Annotated in this window: 24 protein-coding genes; 17 read left to right on the forward strand and 7 right to left on the reverse strand. The window is 66.7% G+C overall.

What is annotated here, in order from left to right:
• Nucleotides 1-160 precede the first annotated feature (160 nt).
• Nucleotides 161-415: a hypothetical protein gene (locus tag DOS48_RS17140; protein ID WP_127116909.1), complete on the forward strand. Its 255-nt coding sequence runs from the start codon at nt 161-163 to the stop codon at nt 413-415.
• Nucleotides 416-443: 28 nt separating this feature from the next.
• On the opposite strand, the gene DOS48_RS17145 is transcribed toward DOS48_RS17140, so the two are convergent.
• Nucleotides 444-1436: a presenilin family intramembrane aspartyl protease PSH gene (locus tag DOS48_RS17145; protein WP_127116910.1), complete on the reverse strand. Its 993-nt coding sequence runs from the start codon at nt 1434-1436 to the stop codon at nt 444-446.
• Nucleotides 1437-1780: 344 nt separating this feature from the next.
• Between DOS48_RS17145 and DOS48_RS17150 the strand changes: the two genes are divergently transcribed.
• Nucleotides 1781-2032, forward strand: coding sequence for a hypothetical protein (locus tag DOS48_RS17150; protein WP_127116911.1), 252 nt, complete (start codon nt 1781-1783; stop codon nt 2030-2032).
• A 12-nt stretch (nt 2033-2044) separates the two neighbouring features.
• Here the strand turns inward: DOS48_RS17150 and DOS48_RS17155 are convergent, their stop codons facing one another.
• The 5 genes from DOS48_RS17155 to DOS48_RS17175 form a co-directional block, all read right to left on the reverse strand.
• On the reverse strand, nt 2045-2851 hold the full coding sequence (locus DOS48_RS17155) for a nitrilase-related carbon-nitrogen hydrolase (RefSeq protein WP_127116912.1): 807 nt from the start codon (nt 2849-2851) through the stop codon (nt 2045-2047).
• On the reverse strand, nt 2848-3276 hold the full coding sequence (locus DOS48_RS17160) for a CoxG family protein (RefSeq protein ID WP_127116913.1): 429 nt from the start codon (nt 3274-3276) through the stop codon (nt 2848-2850). The genes DOS48_RS17155 and DOS48_RS17160 overlap by 4 nt, the downstream gene beginning before the upstream one ends.
• A gap of 124 nt (nt 3277-3400) precedes the next feature.
• The gene (locus DOS48_RS17165; protein WP_007998354.1) at nt 3401-3628 is read right to left on the reverse strand and encodes a hypothetical protein; all 228 of its coding nucleotides are present in this window, start codon (nt 3626-3628) and stop codon (nt 3401-3403) included.
• 52 nt (nt 3629-3680) lie between these two features.
• Nucleotides 3681-3863 (reverse strand): hypothetical protein, encoded by a 183-nt coding sequence (locus DOS48_RS17170; RefSeq protein ID WP_127116914.1) that lies wholly within the window; start codon nt 3861-3863, stop codon nt 3681-3683.
• Between the two features lie 58 nt (nt 3864-3921).
• Nucleotides 3922-4953 (reverse strand): phosphate uptake regulator PhoU, encoded by a 1032-nt coding sequence (locus DOS48_RS17175; protein WP_127116915.1) that lies wholly within the window; start codon nt 4951-4953, stop codon nt 3922-3924.
• Nucleotides 4954-5106: 153 nt separating this feature from the next.
• On the opposite strand from DOS48_RS17175, the gene DOS48_RS17180 reads away from it, so the two are divergent.
• Nucleotides 5107-5466, forward strand: a complete 360-nt coding sequence (locus DOS48_RS17180) for a response regulator (RefSeq protein WP_127116916.1) — start codon at nt 5107-5109, stop codon at nt 5464-5466.
• A 209-nt stretch (nt 5467-5675) separates the two neighbouring features.
• Here DOS48_RS17180 and DOS48_RS17185 read toward each other — a convergent pair whose 3' ends face one another.
• Nucleotides 5676-6056: a hypothetical protein gene (locus DOS48_RS17185; protein WP_127116917.1), complete on the reverse strand. Its 381-nt coding sequence runs from the start codon at nt 6054-6056 to the stop codon at nt 5676-5678.
• A 138-nt stretch (nt 6057-6194) separates the two neighbouring features.
• Between DOS48_RS17185 and aglJ the strand changes: the two genes are divergently transcribed.
• The 14 genes from aglJ to nuoK all read left to right on the forward strand — a co-directional run bounded on the left by aglJ (nt 6195) and on the right by nuoK (nt 17794).
• The gene (gene aglJ, locus DOS48_RS17190; protein WP_127116918.1) at nt 6195-7187 is read left to right on the forward strand and encodes an S-layer glycoprotein N-glycosyltransferase AglJ; all 993 of its coding nucleotides are present in this window, start codon (nt 6195-6197) and stop codon (nt 7185-7187) included.
• A 61-nt stretch (nt 7188-7248) separates the two neighbouring features.
• Nucleotides 7249-8355 carry an AI-2E family transporter gene (locus DOS48_RS17195; protein WP_127116919.1) on the forward strand — a complete coding sequence of 369 codons (1107 nt, stop codon included), beginning with the start codon at nt 7249-7251 and terminating at the stop codon, nt 8353-8355.
• 89 nt (nt 8356-8444) lie between these two features.
• Entirely contained in the window at nt 8445-9590 is a 1146-nt protein-coding gene (locus DOS48_RS17200; protein WP_127116920.1) for a cell division protein FtsZ, read from the forward strand.
• A 67-nt stretch (nt 9591-9657) separates the two neighbouring features.
• Nucleotides 9658-10395: a hypothetical protein gene (locus DOS48_RS17205; protein ID WP_127116921.1), complete on the forward strand. Its 738-nt coding sequence runs from the start codon at nt 9658-9660 to the stop codon at nt 10393-10395.
• 92 nt (nt 10396-10487) lie between these two features.
• The gene (locus tag DOS48_RS17210) at nt 10488-11672 is read left to right on the forward strand and encodes a 5-(carboxyamino)imidazole ribonucleotide synthase (RefSeq protein ID WP_127116922.1); all 1185 of its coding nucleotides are present in this window, start codon (nt 10488-10490) and stop codon (nt 11670-11672) included.
• Nucleotides 11673-11727: 55 nt separating this feature from the next.
• Nucleotides 11728-12345: a 5-(carboxyamino)imidazole ribonucleotide mutase gene (gene purE, locus DOS48_RS17215; RefSeq protein ID WP_127116923.1), complete on the forward strand. Its 618-nt coding sequence runs from the start codon at nt 11728-11730 to the stop codon at nt 12343-12345.
• A 145-nt stretch (nt 12346-12490) separates the two neighbouring features.
• Nucleotides 12491-12907, forward strand: coding sequence for an NADH-quinone oxidoreductase subunit A (locus DOS48_RS17220; RefSeq protein WP_127116924.1), 417 nt, complete (start codon nt 12491-12493; stop codon nt 12905-12907).
• A complete protein-coding gene (locus tag DOS48_RS17225; protein ID WP_006113007.1) occupies nt 12907-13605 on the forward strand; it encodes an NADH-quinone oxidoreductase subunit B in 699 nt (232 codons plus the stop codon). Before DOS48_RS17220 ends, DOS48_RS17225 begins: the two co-directional genes overlap by 1 nt.
• A complete protein-coding gene (locus DOS48_RS17230) occupies nt 13602-15266 on the forward strand; it encodes an NADH-quinone oxidoreductase subunit D (protein ID WP_127116925.1) in 1665 nt (554 codons plus the stop codon). The genes DOS48_RS17225 and DOS48_RS17230 overlap by 4 nt, the downstream gene beginning before the upstream one ends.
• Nucleotides 15266-16339, forward strand: coding sequence for an NADH-quinone oxidoreductase subunit H (locus DOS48_RS17235; protein WP_127116926.1), 1074 nt, complete (start codon nt 15266-15268; stop codon nt 16337-16339). The genes DOS48_RS17230 and DOS48_RS17235 overlap by 1 nt, the downstream gene beginning before the upstream one ends.
• Nucleotide 16340: 1 nt before the next feature.
• Nucleotides 16341-16802: an NADH-quinone oxidoreductase subunit I gene (locus DOS48_RS17240; RefSeq protein WP_127116927.1), complete on the forward strand. Its 462-nt coding sequence runs from the start codon at nt 16341-16343 to the stop codon at nt 16800-16802.
• A 49-nt stretch (nt 16803-16851) separates the two neighbouring features.
• Nucleotides 16852-17118 carry an NADH-quinone oxidoreductase subunit J gene (locus DOS48_RS17245; protein WP_127116928.1) on the forward strand — a complete coding sequence of 89 codons (267 nt, stop codon included), beginning with the start codon at nt 16852-16854 and terminating at the stop codon, nt 17116-17118.
• Nucleotides 17115-17477, forward strand: coding sequence for an NADH-quinone oxidoreductase subunit J (locus DOS48_RS17250; protein WP_127116929.1), 363 nt, complete (start codon nt 17115-17117; stop codon nt 17475-17477). The genes DOS48_RS17245 and DOS48_RS17250 overlap by 4 nt, the downstream gene beginning before the upstream one ends.
• Nucleotides 17474-17794, forward strand: coding sequence for an NADH-quinone oxidoreductase subunit NuoK (nuoK, locus tag DOS48_RS17255; protein ID WP_127116930.1), 321 nt, complete (start codon nt 17474-17476; stop codon nt 17792-17794). Before DOS48_RS17250 ends, nuoK begins: the two co-directional genes overlap by 4 nt.
• Nucleotide 17795 lies beyond the last annotated feature (1 nt).

Consider the following 17795-nt stretch of genomic DNA (forward strand, 5'->3'; position numbering starts at 1 on the left):
TCCGGATTCACGGTCGGCTCCTCCTTTTGCGCGTGCCGACTTCGAGTAGGCCGACAGCGGCCCGAGTCGCTGTTTTTCGCTCCTGTCGGTCGTGCAACGGCGAAAGTAATAGTTATACTAATACGCAATATATACAATACTATATGGTGGCTGATGGCGGATGAACGGGGAATCGGCGGCGCACGCGGGCGGCGATCCACATCCCGCGGTCGTCGTCGGGGGCGTGTTCGCGACGATCGTGACGCTCACGCTGGTGGCGTACGCGGTTGCGGTGAACACGATCAACCTATTGGCCGTGGACGTGCTCGCGTACCCGGTCGGCGCAGTCGCGCCGTTCGTCGTGATCACCGGCGCGATTCTCACGATTCCGATCGTGATCCCGACGGCGCTGGTCTCTTTGAAGCGACTCGGGTGAGGAACGGGTCTGTTCTAGGAGGCGTCCCCTAGAGGAAGCCCGCGATGCCGGCCGCCTCGACGAGGGGGACGCCCGCGACGACGGAACCGATCAGGTAGCCGCCGATCGCGCCTCCATTTAAGAGTGGTAACCCGGCGTGTGGCCGCCCTTTGATCACCCAACTCATCAGCACCAACAGCCCGCCGAGGCTGCCGACCATCGCGAGCAGCGCCGGGAGGTTGAGGCCGATGAAGGGGACGGAGAGGGCGGCCGCGGGCGAGAACGTCGCCGCGCTCGCCACCAGCACCGTCGGGATCACGGCGTCGCCGAGGCCGATGAAGAACGCGTCGCGGTCCTCGATGTCGGTCGGATCCGTGACGTCGCTGTCCGCGTCGCCGGCATCGTCGCTTGCGGAGTCGCCGTCTGCCACCGCGTCGCCCGCTCCCGACTCGCCGTCGTCTGGCTCCGCGTCGAGCAGCGAGTACGACACCGAAAGCGGGATGACGAGCACCACGGGGATGTTCAGGTCCATGACGCCTTCCGCGAGCGACAGCATGTGTTCGGTCCCGTACACCGATATCGCGTCGTACACCGCCAGAAAGCCCAACAGGAGCAGCGCTGGCAACAGCCCGAACGAGATGCCGAACAGCCCCGCCGCGCCGGCGCCCATCAGCACGCCCGCGGCGTCGATCACGTACCACTCGGGGTAGACGAGGAGGGCGACGCCGACCGCCGCCGCCGGGACCGCGGCCGCGAGCGGCGAGACGAGCGCGGAGAAGACGTACCACGAGAGCCACGCCGAGACCCCGACGATGAGCAGCCTGATCCCCTGATCGAGGTCGTAGCGGAACGCCGCGAGCATCACCCCGGTCATGGCGATGATCGCGAGGATGTAGACGACGCTGTTCGTCGGATTATCGGGGTTTTCGACCGCCTGATAGCCGCTCTCGGCGAACTCCGGCACCAGGGCCAGCGCGCCCAGTTGGACGACGAGGAAGAGGCCCACGACGAAGGCGACGCCGCGGTACTCGCGGGGGAACATTCGACCGTCGGTTCGATATCCGAGGGTTTTGTCCTTGCGCTTCGCCTCGGGCGGGCGGCGACGCCTCTCGGCGAACGTCGGTCGCGTCGTAGAATGGGGATCGGGTACGGTGTGGGAGCAGGTTACCCGAGCCCGAACGCCAACGGACGACGGACGGTGGAAGCGAGTCTCCGGCCGGCCCGTCCGAGAACGGGGTGGGGCCGGCCGACTTCGTCCGCGGCGTGTGATTGCAGTCCCGATCGGCCTAAGTAGCTATCGCTCACATTATCGCGATTGATTCTCGTCCGGCGGGCGGGTGGTCGTCTCCATCGGCACGCGCGACGATTGGCGACGCCGCTCGGTCGATGCAGGCGGCGTTCGAGAGAGCGCACGGAAAGGGAGGCGGCGAAGAGAGGCGGACGACGGTTGTGGCGAAGGCGAAGCGAACTTCGAACGACGGGAGGCGGGCGGGCGGCGGCCGAACAGCGGACCCCCAGGCTGTCACCGGCGTCGCCGCCCGAGTGGTCGGGACGGGCGCGTGGTTTTGTCACCGAACCCCAACGAGAAAAGCGTCGGACTTCGGCAAGTTTGTCTATACACTTCTCCGGTATAAATGAGACGGTCCGGCGTTACCGTCGGTCCCGCAACGCGGGGAACTCCTCGCGCACCGTCGCGACCTCGGCGGGGTCGACCTCTGCGGTCACCGTCGCCGGCGCCTCGCCCGCCGACGCCATCGTCGTTCCCCACGGGTCGTACACGGTCGTCCGGCCGCAGAGCGCGTCGCCGTCGAACGCGCCGCTCCCGTTGACCGCCGCGACGTACGAGAGGTTCTCGATCGCTCGCGCCCGCCCGAGCGTCCGCCAGTGTTCGACGCGGGGGTACGGCCACGCGCTCGGCACCAGCACGCACTCGACGCCGGCGTCGACCATCTGCCGGAACTGCTCCGGGAACCGGAGGTCGTAGCAGGTCGTCACGCCGACGCACACCCCCTCGATTTCCGTCACTGGCACCCGGTCGCCGGGGACCATTCTGTCGGTCTCCTCGGAGCCGTAGCCGAACAGGTGGCGCTTCCGGTAGACGAGCCGGCGCTCCCCGTCTCGGTCGAAAAGCACCGCGGTGTTCGCGAGCCCGTCGTCGGCCGGGACCGCGATCCCGTCCGCCGCCGATGCGGCGAGGTCCTCGACGACGGTCCCCGCGAGCACGTTCACGCCGGCCTCGGCGGCGACCGCGGCGAAGCGGCCGAGTCGGTCGCCGGCGAGGCTCTCGGCCGCGCGCTGGTAGGCGTCGAACGCGAAGTATCCCACGTCGAACAGCTCCGGGAGGACGACCAGGTCCGCTCCCGCGGCGGCCGCGTCGCGCACCGCGTCGAGCGCGGCGGCGACGTTCTTCGCGACGGCACCGCCCTCGACGCCGAGCTGGACGCAGGCGAGCCTCATGCCGTGCGTCCGAGCGACGCGCGGAGGGCCGCCTCCAAGTTGTCCAACTCCTCGCCGAAGTTGCTCTTGAAGAACGACTCGACGCCCGGAAGCCGCCCGTCGACCACGAACTCGTTTGCCAGCCGACAGCCGTCGTCGCTCTCGGTGATCGTGTGTTCTCCGGTAACGCGGAACGCGCGCGACTTCCCGACGAACTTCACGCGGCGCGGCGGGTCGCGTTCGATCTCTTCGGTGTCGACGGAGATGGTCGACCGGATCATCGGGATCGGGAGCGCGACGTGCCACGTCGCTCGTCCGTCGCCGTGTACCTCGAAGGTGTCGACGACGCTTATCGCCCCTGCGCGCTGCTCGGCGTCCGAGATGAACGCCCATACGTCCGCTGCGGGCGCATCGAACTCGAACGTCCGGGAGACTCGGACGGTCATACGATTCCTGTTGGGACTGGGGGGGTTAAAACCACGCGAGTCGCGCGAGCGCGGCCGCCGCGGATCGCTCGGAAACCACAGAACGGTCGAAGCAAAACCGGAATCGCCGGGAGTCGCGTCGAACTCAGCCCTGCGGCGTCACGCGCCACGTCGTCGACCGCGCGCGACCCCACTTCTCGATGTCCACGTCGTCGGACTTCTCGGCGAGTCGCGGGAGTCTGGAGCCGACCTGCTTGGCGGTGAGGCCGATGGCGTCGGCGATCGTCTTCGAGCGGACGTACCGCTCGCCACGGGTGACGCTGTCCGTGAGGTACGCGAGGATGCGCTGCTCTTCCTCGGTGTACTCGCTCATACACAGAAGGTACGCGACAAACGTTATTAACGGTTTCTCGTCCGACCCGCGCTCAGTCGAAAACCTGCACCGCGACGACCGAACAGAGGGCGAACACGAGCGCCGCGCCGAACCCCCAGGCTTTCCCTAACTGCTCCGGGTGGCCGAACATCACGACGGCGCCGACGACCGCGACCGCGCCCAACGCGAGCGCCACGCCGATCTCCTTGTCAGACTCGATGGATGCCTCGCTCATACTTGACGCTTAGCGGGTGGCCACTTAGTTCATACGAACGCGGGGGCGCGGCGGCGCCTCAGATGATCTCGACGTGTTCGGACTCCTCGTTCAGGGCGAGGTTCGCCGCGATCTCGGCGTTCCGCATCGCGTACTCGGCGGTGTGCTGGAGACTGACAAGCACCTCGCGAGTCATCAGCAGCGTGTCGTTGTCGAGTTCGCTCGGGAGCTCCCCGAGGATCTCCTGCTCGCGGTCTTCGAGCCGCGCGAACAGCTCCCGACACTCGACGGTGAGGTCGTAGTCCCGCTCGACGACCGCCCGGACGGCGAGAGCGGTCAGGTCGTCGACTTGGTCGGTGAACTCCCGAATCTGGCGCATCGTTGCGCTGTCGACGTCGAGGGTGTGGCCGTCCGCCTCCATCACGATGTCGGCGATGTCCTCCGCGTTGTCGGCGGTCAGTTCGAGGTTCTTCGCGACCGAGCGGTAGCCGATGAGGGGGAACCCCTCCTCTAATCCGACCGCACGGGCGAGGTTGGGGTTCTGGTACGCCGTGAAGATCAGCCGGAGCAGGAGGACGAAGATCTTGTTCGCCTGCCGCTCCCGGTTGAGCGCGCGCTGTGCCAGGTCCGGGTTGCCGTGCGCGAGGGCCTTCACGGCCTCCCCGCGCATGGTCGAGCCCGTGTTCTCCAGCCGTTCGAGCAGGTTGTCGAGGGTGAAGTCTTCCGGGTCGACGGAACACCGGATCGAGATGTCCGAAGGCGTCTCCTCGATGACGCCGAGCCCCATCAACTGCGTCTCGGCTTTATAAACCGCGTTGATGTGTGCGCTGTCGAGCGTCCCCTCGCTTCGGACGTGGATCACGCGCCGGCCGAGGACGTACTGCGCGACGACGGCGCGTTCGAGGGACTGCGCGTCGAGGCCGTCCGCGTTGATCACCGCTTCCGACTCCTCGGTACTCACGGACTCCGGAAGCACCGTGAGCGTCCCTTTTCCGCCCATCCGCAGAGACACCTCGTCGCCCTTGTTGACGCCGTGCTCCTTCGCCCACTCGGCGGGGAGGGTCATCGCCAGGGTCGATGGCCCTAACCGCTGGACTTTCCGCGTTTCCATGACCGCCAGTACCGCTGGACACACCTTAACGTTGTTCCTATGTTCATTATACGTCTCGCTCGATATACAAGGTGTATGGCGGTCGACGGGGAGCCGACTTGGGACACGTGATCGATCCGGGGGCTTATGCCGGTCAGCGCCCGAGCGCTTGACATGACCGAACGGGTACTCGTCGTCGACGACTCCTCGTTCCAGCGGACCGTCGTCCGGGACGCGCTGGAGGGCCCCTTCGAGGTGGTCGGCGAGGCAGAAAACGGTGCGGAGGCAGTCGAACTCTTCGAGGCGTACGAGCCGGACGCGGTGTCGATGGACGTCGTCATGCCGGAGATGACCGGTATCGAGGCCACCGCCGCGATCAAAGAGCGCTGGCCGGACGCCGTGATCGTGATGTGTACGAGCGTGGACCAACAGGAGAAGATGATGGAGGCGGTGAAAGCCGGCGCAAACGGCTACGTGACGAAGCCGGTCGACCCCGACAAGCTGGTGCCCGAGATGCAGAGCCACTTCGAGTGAGCCTCGCGGTCGACGCCGACCGCGCTCGACGAGGAGGTCCGGTTTGAATACCGAGCGGTTCGCTTTTAACTCCTCATTGCCGGTTTAAATACCTAATCGCCCGGCTCTGATACGCCGAAGCGGCCGACATCAGCGTCGCCGATGTAGACGGCCGACATCAGCGTCGCCGAAACAACCGGCGTCGACGGCGCGAGGGCGACTGCCGTCGACTACGCTGGGTCGAACGAGCGCAGTATCGCCGCGAGCGCGCTCGCCAACTCCTCGAAGCGGTCGATGTCCATCGAATCGGTGGTCACCCACACGCCGTGACCGTTGGCGATGACGCGCGTGAGGTACCCGTTCTCGAACACGCGGACGGTGAACTTGTACGCGCCAAGCTGGGTGTCGGCGTACAGCGACTGCGCGTGAAACCCGTGTCGTTCGCTCTCCGCGAAGCCGACGAGGTCGGCCGTCCGGCTCAGGTCGTTTCGGAGGTACAGCTGTTCGACCGCCTCCTCCGTGAAGTACGTGAGGCTCCGCAGCTCGTCTCCCGTGGCGGTTCGCGCCGCGCTGAGCAGTTCGTCGCCGTCGGCCCCGAGTGGATGTGCCATGCTATCACGATCGACCGTCTGCTACATGAGCGTATGGGTGTCCGCGGCCCTCACGCGCTGTGCGCGTCCGTCGGTTTCGACGGACCGCCACGACACAGAGGGACAGAGTTTAGCGACTCGCCTGATATCACCCCGGTAATGAGCGACTACGACGACGTCTGCGTCCTGCTTCCGACGATGGACGAGGTCGAGACGGTCGCGCGCGTCGTCGAGTCGTTCCGCGAGGTCGGCCTCGACGAGATTCTCGTCATCGACGGCGGCTCGACGGACGGGACGCAGGCGGCCGCCCGCGAGGCGGGAGCGCGCGTGGTCGAACAGTCCGGACGCGGCAAGGGACAGGCCGTCAGGGAGGCGGTTCGGAGCCACATCGACGCGCCGTACGTCGTGATGGCCGACGCCGACGCGACCTACGACGCGAGCGACGTCGACGCCATGCTGGCGCCGCTCGTCGACGGCGAGGCCGACCACGTCATCGGGAACCGGTTCGCCGACATGCGGCCGGGTGCCATGACGCGACTGAACCAGATCGGGAACCGGATCATCAACCTCTCGTTCCGCGTCATCCACGGCGAGTCCTACCGAGACATCCTCTCCGGGTATCGCGCGTTCTCCCGCGAGTCGTTCGACAGGCTCCACCTCACCGCCGACGGGTTCGGCATCGAGACGGAGATGGCAGTCGAGTGCGTGAAAAACCAGCAGTCGGTGACGGTCGTCCCGATAACCTACCGCGAGCGGCCCGGCGGCTCCGCCACCAACCTCCACCCCGTTCGCGACGGCGGCGTCATCTTCATCGAACTGTACCGGAAGGCGAAGACGAACAACCCGCTGTTCTACTTCGGGAGCCTCGGCGTCCTCTCGACGGCCACCGGGGCGGCCCTGACCGCGTACGTCCTCTACCGCTGGCTCGTGTTCGGCGCCACCCACGAGATAATCGCCATCGGCGCCGTGGGGTCGGCGATCCTCGGCATCCAACTGCTGATCTTCGGCTTCCTCGCCGACATGATCCACTCGCTCCACCGCGAGCAGGTCGCGCGCTTCGAGCGCGCGGTCGACCGGCACGCGGAGGGGGCGGCCGAGACCGGCTCCGGTCCCTCTGTCGACGACGCCGGAACGGCCGAGGAGGCCGAGTGACGCGCTCGCTCGCGCGGATCGAGCCCACATAGTTTATGACGAATCACTGAGAGAGGCCGCTATGGACGAAAAGCGGTTGGTCATCGCCCTCTTCGGACTCGTCATCGCGGCGCTCGTCGGGTTCATCGCCTACCGGTTCGTCGCCCCGCTCACCGTCGCGGTCTTCCTCTACTACTCCACGCGACGGCTCTACCACCGGCTCGAACGCTTCCGGCTCCCCGCAAGAGTCAGGGCGGCCGTCTCGCTGTCGTTGGTCGGGGTTCCGCTCATCGCGTTGTTGAGTTACACCGTGGTGCTTCTGATCGTGGAAGCGCGCCGGTTCATCGAGCAGTATCCGGTCGCAGAGACGGTCGGCGCCGAAAACTCGTGGGTCGGCGACTTGGCCGAACTCTCGAACCCCACCTTCGACGGCGTCTTGCAGGCCTACCGGTCCGGTCAGCTCGACCCGCTCATCGACTTCGTGTCCGAACAGGCGTCGATTTTGGCGAGTACCCTCTCCGGGCTCACGCTGAACCTCGTGATCACCGTCGTCGTCACCTACTACCTGCTTCTCGACGGCTCGAAGTTCCACGAGTGGCTCCTGACCTTCGACGACGACGCGGTCGTCCGCGAGTACCTCGAGACGGCCGACGACGAGCTGGAGGCGGTGTTGTACGGGAACCTGCTCAACGTCATCGCCATCTCGATCATCGCCGTCGTGACGTACACCGGCTACAACATGATCGCGCCCGAAATCGTGGAGGTGCCGTACCCGGCGCTCGCGGGCGCGCTCACCGGCGTGGCCAGCCTCATTCCGGTCATCGGGATGAAGATCGTGTACATCCCGCTCGCGGCGGCGACCGCGGTTCCCTCGGTCCTCGGCAACGAACTCACCGGACTCGTCTACGTCGCCGGGTTCCTCGTCGTCGCCGCCATCGTCGTTGACACGATCCCCGATATCGTCCTCCGGCCGTACTTCAGCGGAAAGGCCACTCACGTGGGGCTGCTCATGCTCGCGTACATCTTCGGGCCGGTCGTCTTCGGCTTCCACGGGCTGTTCCTCGCGCCGATCATCCTCGTGCTCGCGCTCACCTTCGCCAACACCGCCCTGATACGGCTCCTCGGCGGCGACGTCGACGACCCCGGCCCAGAACTGTCGCGGGGACAGCGGCAACTCGACGAGTTCTGACCGACCCCCCGCCCGACGCGACGACCGACTCGGCCCGCGGTGGCGGCTTTGCGAATATATAAACCCTCGCTCGACGACCGGGGTGACGTATGCGTGTACACGTCATCGGTCTCGGCGGCGCCGGCGGCCGGGTCGTCGACCGACTCGCCGCCGACCGCGACGGGGACCGGTTCCTGCACGGCGTCAACGCGTTCGACACCGACGCCGCCGCGCTCGACGCGCTCCAGTCGGTCGGCGAGTCGCGGCGGTACCGCTTCGGCGACGCGGCCGCCGGGAGCGGACTCGACGGGGACCTCCACGCGGCCCGCCGGCTGGGCGACGCGCACGCCGGCGAACTCAGCCGGGCGATGGACGACCAGCAGCCGTCGCTCGCGGAGGCGTTCGTGCTCGTCGTCGGCGTCGGCGGGGGTGCGGGCGCGGGAGTCGCGCCTGCGCTGGCGGACGAACTGACCCGGCTGTACGACACGCCGGTCTACGCCGTCGGCCTCCTGCCGACCCCGGACGAGTCTGCGCCCGACGACCCCGACGCGCCGCGGTCCGCGGGCGACGACCCCGAGCGTCGCACCCCGGACCGCCCGCTGGCCGAGCAGAACGCGGCCCGGACGCTGAACGCGCTCTCTGACCGTTGTGCGGCGATTTTTCCCTTCGACAACGCCGCGTGGATCCGGCCGGGCGAGGACATCGCCGACGCCCGAGACCGACTGAACGGCGTCCTCGCGACGCGGCTCGCGGCGCTCTTCGGCGCCGGCGAGGCGGACGACGCGGACTCGACGCCCCAGCAGGTGCTCGACGCGAGCGACGTGGCCCGCGCGGTGGGGTCGGACGGGGAGATCGCGGTCATCGGTCATGCGACGCAGGCGGTCGAACCCCCCGATTCCGGGTCTCGGTTCGGCCTCGGACTGTTCGGCTCCTCGGAGCCGGCCGAGGTCGACACGAGCGCCGCGGTCTCGGCGATAGAGACGACGATCCGGAAGGCCGCTCGCGGGAAGAACACGAGCGAAGTCCCCGAGGGCCGAGCCGATCGGACCCTGCTCGTTGTCGGCGGCCCGCCGGCGTGGCTCAACCGCGAGGCGATCGCCGACGGCCGGCGGTGGCTCGCCGACGAGACCGGATCGGGCGCGATCCTAAGCGGCGACGCTCCTGTCCCGGACGGCGACGAGGTGTTTGCAGTGGTCGTGCGATCGGGGGTCGACGAGCCGCCGCGAATCCGGGAGATTCGGTCGTCGATCGCGTGAGGAGCGACGACGGTCCACCATGGTTCCGACCCGAACTCGTTAACCGGATGAGGCGCCCAGTACGCCCGTGACATCCGCCGACCTCGGACTCGATCTCGACGTGCGCGACACGGACGCGGTCGCCGACCGACGCGACGACCTCGTCGCGGCCGTCCGGGACCACGCCGGGACGATCGCCTACCAACTCGCGCGGCTGCAGGGCGGCGACTACGGCCGCCAGGAGCTGTCGACGCCGGGCGGGACCTGGACGGTCAAACACGAGGCGGGCGAACTGGAGTTCCTGCTGTTCTCACCGAAATCCGGCTCCGACGTGTACGTCATCTCGACGAAACAGCCGCCCGAGCCAGCGGACCTGTCGGCCGCGCTCGGCGACTACGCGAACTTCGTCGCGGCGTGGAACGAGTGGGTCGACTCGCTGTCCGGCGTCTTAGACGACGTCCACGTCGACTTCCCCGAGCCCGCCTCGACGGACGGCCTCGTCGCCGAGCGCGACCGCGTGCTGGACGCGATCCGCGAGGCCGCCTCGGTCATGGCCGGCGAGATCTACCGATACGAGGGAGACGACTACGGCACCTTCACCGCCCGCGTCGACGGCGACCGGTGGGAGTTAAAGTGGGAGGAAGGCGCCGTCTCGTACCTCCGGGTGGGCGGCTCCGGCGGGCTCTACCTGCTCTCGCAGTACGAGGCCCCGTCGGCCGTCGACGTGCGCGAACACGCCGACGCGGTCCGGGGATTCATCGAGGCGTACAACGAGTTCGTCGCGGAGGTAGAAAGCGATCTCGCGGCGGTCGAACTCGCTCCCTGAGGGAGCCGGTGGCGGCGCTGTTGTCCACGAATGTGCACATTCACCCGCCCAATGTGGGAATATTTATGCAGTAACGTCCGGTAGCGGCGCGCATGAGTGTCACCCTGCCGGGACCCACGCTCGGTATCGTCGGCGGCGGCCAACTCGGGCGCATGATCGGCGAGTCGGTCGCGCGGCTCGGCGTCGAAGTCGTCGTGTTAGACCCCACGCCGGACTGCCCGGCCAGTCCCGTCGTCAGCGACCAGATCGTCGGGGGGTTCGACGACCCCGAGGCGATCCGCGAGTTGGCGAGCCGAGTCGACGCCCTCACATTCGAGATCGAGTTGGCCGACCCGGATCTGCTGGCCGAGGCGGCCGCCGACCACGACGTGCCGGTCCATCCGGACCCGGACACCCTCCGCACCATCCAGGACAAACTCGTCCAGAAGGAGGCGCTGGTCGACGCGGGAATCCCGGTCCCCGAGTTCGTCGCTACCGCCACGGCCGATGGGCTCAAACGAGTCGTCGAAGAGTACGGCGGCGTCATGCTGAAGGCCCGCGAGGGCGGCTACGACGGCCGCGGAAACGTTCCGGTGCAGGACCCCGACGACGCGGCCGACGCGCTCGACGAGATCGGCGGCGCCGCGATGGCCGAGGAACTCCTCGACTTCGAGCGCGAAATCGCCGTGATGGGGTTAAAAGGGACAGACGGCGAGATCCGGACCTACCCCGTCACCGAGACGATCCACCGGGAGGAGATCCTCCGCGAGAGCGTCGCGCCGGCCCGCACCGACGACGCCATCGTCGCCGAGGCCGAGTCGGTCGCTCGCGACGTGCTCGGCGTGCTCGACGGCCGCGGCGTCTTCGGGATCGAGCTGTTCGAGACCCGCGACAGCGAGGTGCTCGTCAACGAGATCGCCCCCCGCCCGCACAACTCCGGTCACTGGACGATCGAGGGGGCGCGCACCTCCCAGTTCGAGAACCACGTTCGCGCCGTGCTCGGGTGGCCCCTCGGACCGACCGACCTCGTCGCGCCCTCGGTCACCGCGAACGTGCTCGGAGACGTCGAAGAGACCCAGTCCGCGACGCTGCGAAACGTCGACGCGGTGTTGGAGGCGGCCGAGGCAGACTTCCACTGGTACGGCAAAGCCGACGTGCGACCGCTCCGGAAGATGGGGCATCTGACGGCGACGCTCGTGGACGACAGCGATGCTGGTACGGCCGGCGAGTCGGACCGCGACGCGCTGCTCTCGCGAGCGCGGGCCCTCCGTGACGAGTTGACATTTATCAGCGAGTAGCCGGCCGACTCACAGACCGTCACGATTTACACCCTCGCTCGCGTCACTCACGTCCATGACCACGGTTCAGGATCTTATCGATCGACTCGACGCAGAGGCGGCGGCCGACGCCGACCCGGCGACGACCCCCGACGTGGGGATCATCATGGGGTCCGACTCGGATCTCCCCGTCATGGAGGGGGCGTACGACGCGCTCGACGACCTCGGGTTCGCAGAGCAGACCGACTTCGACGAGGCGCCCGCTGAGCGATTCACCTACGAGAGCTACGTCGTCTCCGCACACCGGACGCCCGATCTGATGTACGCGTACGGGGAGACCGCCGCGGCTCGGGGGCTCAATATCGTGATCGCGGGCGCGGGTGGGAAGTCGGCCGACCTCCCGAACATGACCGCGTCGATCGCGTACCCGATCCCGGTGATCGGCGTCCCCGTCCAAGAGAAGTCGGTCGACTCGGTGATCGGGATGCCGACCGGCGCCCCGATCGTCGCGGTCGACGCCGGCAAATCGTACAACGCCGCGCTGTCGGCGGCGCAGGTCATCGCGCGCGAACACGATACCGTTGAGGACCGACTGGTCGCCCTCCACGAGGACCAGAAGGCCGGCGTCGCCGACGTCTCGGCGGCCCTCCACGACCGCGGGCTCGCCGGATTCAGCGAGCGCGACGACGCGTAACTCCGGGCGAGCGTACCGGGGCGGCGAGCGGTGACCGACGCGCCGTCCCGTTCGGTGCCGTTTTCGGTGACGTTGGGTTCGTTGCGGTGAAGACTCAACGCTTATGAGGGGGCGGTTCAAACCCTCGGACGTTACGGAGACCTATATGAGCGATTGGATAGCGATTGGCGCCTTGGCGGTCGTCGGCCTGCTCATCCCGATAGCGATGATGACAGTGTCGGCGTTGCTCCGACCAAGCGTGCCTGAGACCGGTAAAAGTACCACCTACGAGTCCGGCGAAACCCCGACCGGCGGGACGAAGATCCGGTTCAACATTCAGTACTACATGGTCGCGCTGTTGTTCGTCGTGTTCGACATCGAGACCGTGTTGCTGTTCCCGTGGGCCGTCATCTACCGCCCGGCCATCAGCGCGGGCGTCCCGATGATCGACCTGCTGTGGCCGATGTTGGCGTTCGTCGGCATCCTCGCCGTCGGACTCGTCTGGGCGTGGCGCTCCGGCGCCATCAGCTGGGCGCGGAGTCCGCGCGCGACAAACCGAAAGACGGAGCGTGACCTCAACTAATGAGCAGCGATCAACCATTCATCACCGACGAATCGCAAGTCGTGACCGAGACGCGGGACGCCCGGATGACCGGGCAGGGAGACCGGTTTAACTCCCGCCTCCGCGAGGCGTTCGGCTCTTCGCCGTTCATCCTCACCAAGTTCGACAAGTTCCTGAACTGGTGTCGCGGCTCCTCGATGTTCATGCTGCAGTTCGGTATCGCCTGCTGCAGCATCGAGATGATGCACACCTACGCGGTGAAACACGACCTTGACCGCTTCGGGTCGGGGGTCCCCCGCGCCTCGCCGCGACAGGCCGACGTGATGATCGTTCCGGGGACGATCGTCTCGAAGTTCGCCCCCCGGATGAAGCGCGTCTACGACCAGATGCCCGAGCCGAAGTTCGTGGTCGGCATGGGTTCGTGTACCATCTCCGGCGGCCCGTTCCAGGAGGGGTACAACGTGATCAAAGGCGCCGAGGAGGTCATCCCGATCGACATTCACGTCCCCGGCTGCCCGCCCCGTCCGGAAGCGCTCGTCTACGGCGTCGTGAAGCTGCAAGAGCGCGTCGCCAACGGCGAGGCCGCCCCCGTGACGGTCAAGCCGTACGAACTGGAGGAGTTCTCCGACCTCGAACGCGACGAGCTCGTCGACAAGCTCGCCGACCAGATAGACGACGACGAACTCGTCATGCGGTACAACTTCGCTGATTCGCCATGAGCCTCGAACGACAAGACCCCGTCGACGACGGCGCCCTCGAGCGCACTCCGGACGAACTGGAGGCGCTCTTGGGCGACCTCGTCGTCGACCGCGACGACCACCTGAACGCCCCCGGTTTCGTCATCCGCCCGGACACCGTCCAGGAGACGCTCTCGACGCTGAAACAGGAGGCGGGCTACGACCACCTCTCGGTCGTGTCCGCACAGGAGTACGAAAACCGGTACGAGTCGATCTACCACTTAAAAAAGTACGACGACCCGACCCAAGAGGTCAGCATCGTCGTGCCCGCCGACAAGGACAACCCGGTCTCGGAGTCGGCCGAGCCCGTCTTCCGTACCGCCGACTGGCACGAGCGAGAGGCGTACGACCTGATCGGCATCGAGTACGACGACCACCCCGACCTCCGCCGGATCCTGCTGCCGGAGACCTGGCAGGGACACCCCCTGTCGATGGACTACGACAAAGACCGGCCGCAGATCGCCACGCTGCCGGAGCACGCGAACCCGCTCGAGGAACACCACAAGGACGCCGAGTCCGACACGATGTTCCTCAACATCGGGCCGCACCACCCGGCGACTCACGGGGTGCTCCACCTGAAGACGGTCCTCGACGGCGAGCAGGTCGTCGACGTCGAGCCCGACATCGGCTACCTCCACCGGAGCGAAGAGCAGATGGCACAGTCCGGGACCTACCGCCACCAGATCATGCCGTACCCGGACCGCTGGGACTACATCTCGGCGGGGCTGCTCAACGAGTGGGCGTACGCCCGCGCGGCCGAGGACCTTGCAGACATCGAGGTCCCCGAGTACGCGCAGGTCATCCGGACGATGGGCGCGGAGATGTGCCGGATCGCCGCGCACATGCTCGCGCTCGCCACGTTCGCGCTCGACATCAACGGCGACTTCACGGCGACGTTCATGTACGCCATCAACGACCGCGAGCGCGTACAGGACCTCTTAGAGGACCTGACGGGTCAGCGCCTGATGTTCAACTACTTCCGGCTCGGCGGCGTCGTCTGGGACCTGCCGGAGCCGCGCGAGGAGTTCTTCTCGAAGACGCGCGACTTCCTCGACCAGCTCCCGGAGTCCGTCGAGGAGTACCACAACCTGATCACCTCGAACGAGATCTTCCAGATGCGGACGATCGACACCGGCGTGCTCCCGCCGGATGTCGCGAAAAACTACGGTGCGACCGGCCCCGTCGCCCGCGGCTCGGGCGTCGACTACGACCTGCGTCGTGACGACCCGTACGGCTACTACGACGAACTCGACTGGGACGTCGTCACCGAGGAGGGCTGTGACAACTTCAGCCGGCTGCTCGTCCGGATGCGCGAGGTCGAAGAGTCCGCGAAGATCATCGAGCAGTGCATCGACCTGCTCGAAGACTGGCCCGAAGACGAGCGCAACATCCAGGCGAACGTGCCCCGCACGCTCCGCCCGGACGACGACACCGAAATCTACCGTGCCGTCGAGGGCGCAAAGGGCGAGCTCGGTATCTACATCCGCGCCGACGGCACCGACAAGCCGGCGCGGTTCAAGATCCGGTCGCCCTGCTTCTCGAACCTCCAAACGCTGCCGGAGATGGCGAACGGGGAGTACATCCCCGACGTGGTCGCCGCCCTCGGTAGCCTCGACATCGTTCTCGGGGAGGTGGACCGCTAATGGGCGCGGTGCCCGCACAGCTGTTCCCCGAGTTCCTCGCTAACGCGGTCGGCGTCGAGGGGCTCCTCGCCGAGATCGTCAGCTCCCTTATCGGAGCGACCGTCGTCGCCAGTATCATCCTCGCCTTCTCCGGCGTCGCCGGACCGTGGGCGAAACGGAAGATCACGGCCGCGTTCACCGACCGCATCGCGGTCGACCGGATCGGGCCGTTCGGGCTGCTCATCATCCCCGCCGCGTCGGTTCAGCTGCTGGCGAAAGAGCTCATCATCCCCGAAGGCGTCGACCGCCCGACGTGGGACATCGCCCCGATAATCCTCCCGGCGTCGGCGCTGCTCGGCTTCTCCGTGATTCCGATGGGACAGATCGGCCCGCTGAACATCCACCTCGCGGACCCCGAAGTCGGGCTGGCGCTGGTGTTCGCGTTCGCCTCCATCGCCTCAGTCTCGCTGGTGATGGCGGGCTACGCGTCGAGCAACAAGTACTCGCTTCTCGGCGGGCTCCGCGCGGTCGCACAGAACCTCGCGTACGAGATCCCCCTCATCGTCACGGCCATGTCGGTCGTGATCTTCGCGGGGACGCTCCAGATCAGCGGCGTCGTCGGGGCACAGACCGAGACGCTCGTGACGATCGCCGGGTTCGACATCCCGTCGTGGTACGCGTTCGTGAACCCGTTCGCGTTCGTGCTGTTCCTCACGGCGAACATGGCGGAGATCGGGCGGAACCCGTTCGACATCCCCGAGGCGCCGACCGAGATTGTCGGCGGGTACCAGACCGAGTACTCCTCGGCGTACTTCGTGCTGTTCTACCTCGGCGAGTTCGTCCACATCTTCCTCGGCGGGGCCATCCTCTCCGTGGTGTTCCTCGGCGGGGCGTCCGGTCCGGGTCCGGAGAGCATCAGCTTCATCTGGTTCGTGGTGAAGGTCTGGGGCTTCTTCCTGTTCACGCAGTGGGCCCGCGCGGCGATTCCCCGCGTCCGGATCGATCAGCTGATCGAGATCGGCTGGAAAGGAATGCTGGTGCTGTCGTTCGCGAACCTGGTGCTCACGGCCGTAATCGTGGGGGTGATCGCGTAATATGATTGGACTGATGAAATCCATGGCGACGACGATGAAACACGCGCTGGACGGGACGACGTTCACGGTGGAATACCCCGAGGACGCGCCCGACGTGAGCCCGCGGTTCCGCGGCGTTCACAAGTTCAGCCAGGAACGGTGCATCTGGTGTCGGCAGTGTGAGAACGTCTGCCCGAACGACACCATCCAGATCGTCCAAGACGACCAGCGAAACGGCGAGCAGTACAACCTCCACATCGGCCAGTGTATCTACTGTCGGCTGTGTGAGGAGGTCTGCCCCGTCGACGCCATCCTGTTGACGCAGAACTTCGAGTTCACCGCGGACACGAAAGACGACTTCGTGTTCAACAAAGAACAGCTCAAGAACGTCCCGTGGTACAAGGGAATCGACCCGCTGGAGTCCCGGAACCCCGATCGCGGCGCGTGGATCGGGGAGGGAGACGGCGAGGTCGACTACCAGTAGCGGGCGCGTCTCGAAATCTTCAAAGGGGTTCTCATAGGAGACAAACACAATGGTTTATCCTACCATCGCGTTCGGGCTGTTCGCCGCGGTCACGCTGGCGTTCGCCCTCGGGGTCGTCCTGGCGCGCGACGTGTTCCACGCCGCGTTGCTTCTGGGCGGTGCCCTCACGAGCGTTGCGGTTCACTACGTGATGCTGCAGGCGGAGTTTATCGCCGCCATGCAGATCCTCGTCTACGTGGGCGGGGTGCTGATTCTCGTCACGTTCGCCGTGATGCTCACGCGATCGGACACGAAAACGGAGGTGAATAGTGCATGAGTGACGATGAAACGCGGCGCGGCGGGCGTCTCGTACCCGCACTTACGGTCGGGCTCCTGTTCGCGGTGATGGCGTTTACCGTCCTCTCGGCCGAGTTCAGCGCCGAGATGGCGGCGTTCCCGGCGGACGCGTCTATCGTCCACAACATCGGGTACGCCCTGTTCAACCTCGGCGAGTACGAACTCGGCTCGGTGCCGTCCGAAGGGTTCCTCGCGGCGTTCCTGATCGCGGCGGTCGCGCTCGACGTGGCCGTTGACGGCGCGGTCTACCTGGCGAAACGCGAGAAAGACGGCTCCATCGTCTCTGCAGTTAGTGCCGCCCTCACCGACGGCGGTCGCGACGGAGGTGACCGGCAATGACGGCCGTCGCGTCGTCGATCCCGCCCCAGTGGTACCTGCTGCTCGCCACTGGGGTGTTCTGTATCGGTCTGTTCGGCGTGCTCACGCGTCGTGACGCGCTGTACTTCCTCATGAGCGTCGAACTCATGATGAACGCCGCGAACATCAACTTCGTCGCGTTCGCGCTGTACTACGGCGACCTCACGGGGCAGGTGTTCGCGCTGTTCGTCATCGCGCTCGCGGCTGCCGAGGTCGCGATCGGGATCGGCATCATCCTGGTGTTGTACCGCAACTTCGGCGTCACCGACGTCACCGTTCCAACGGAGATGAGATGGTAAC

The organism is Halorubrum sp. PV6, assembly GCF_003990725.2.
Classification (GTDB): Archaea; Halobacteriota; Halobacteria; order Halobacteriales; family Haloferacaceae; genus Halorubrum.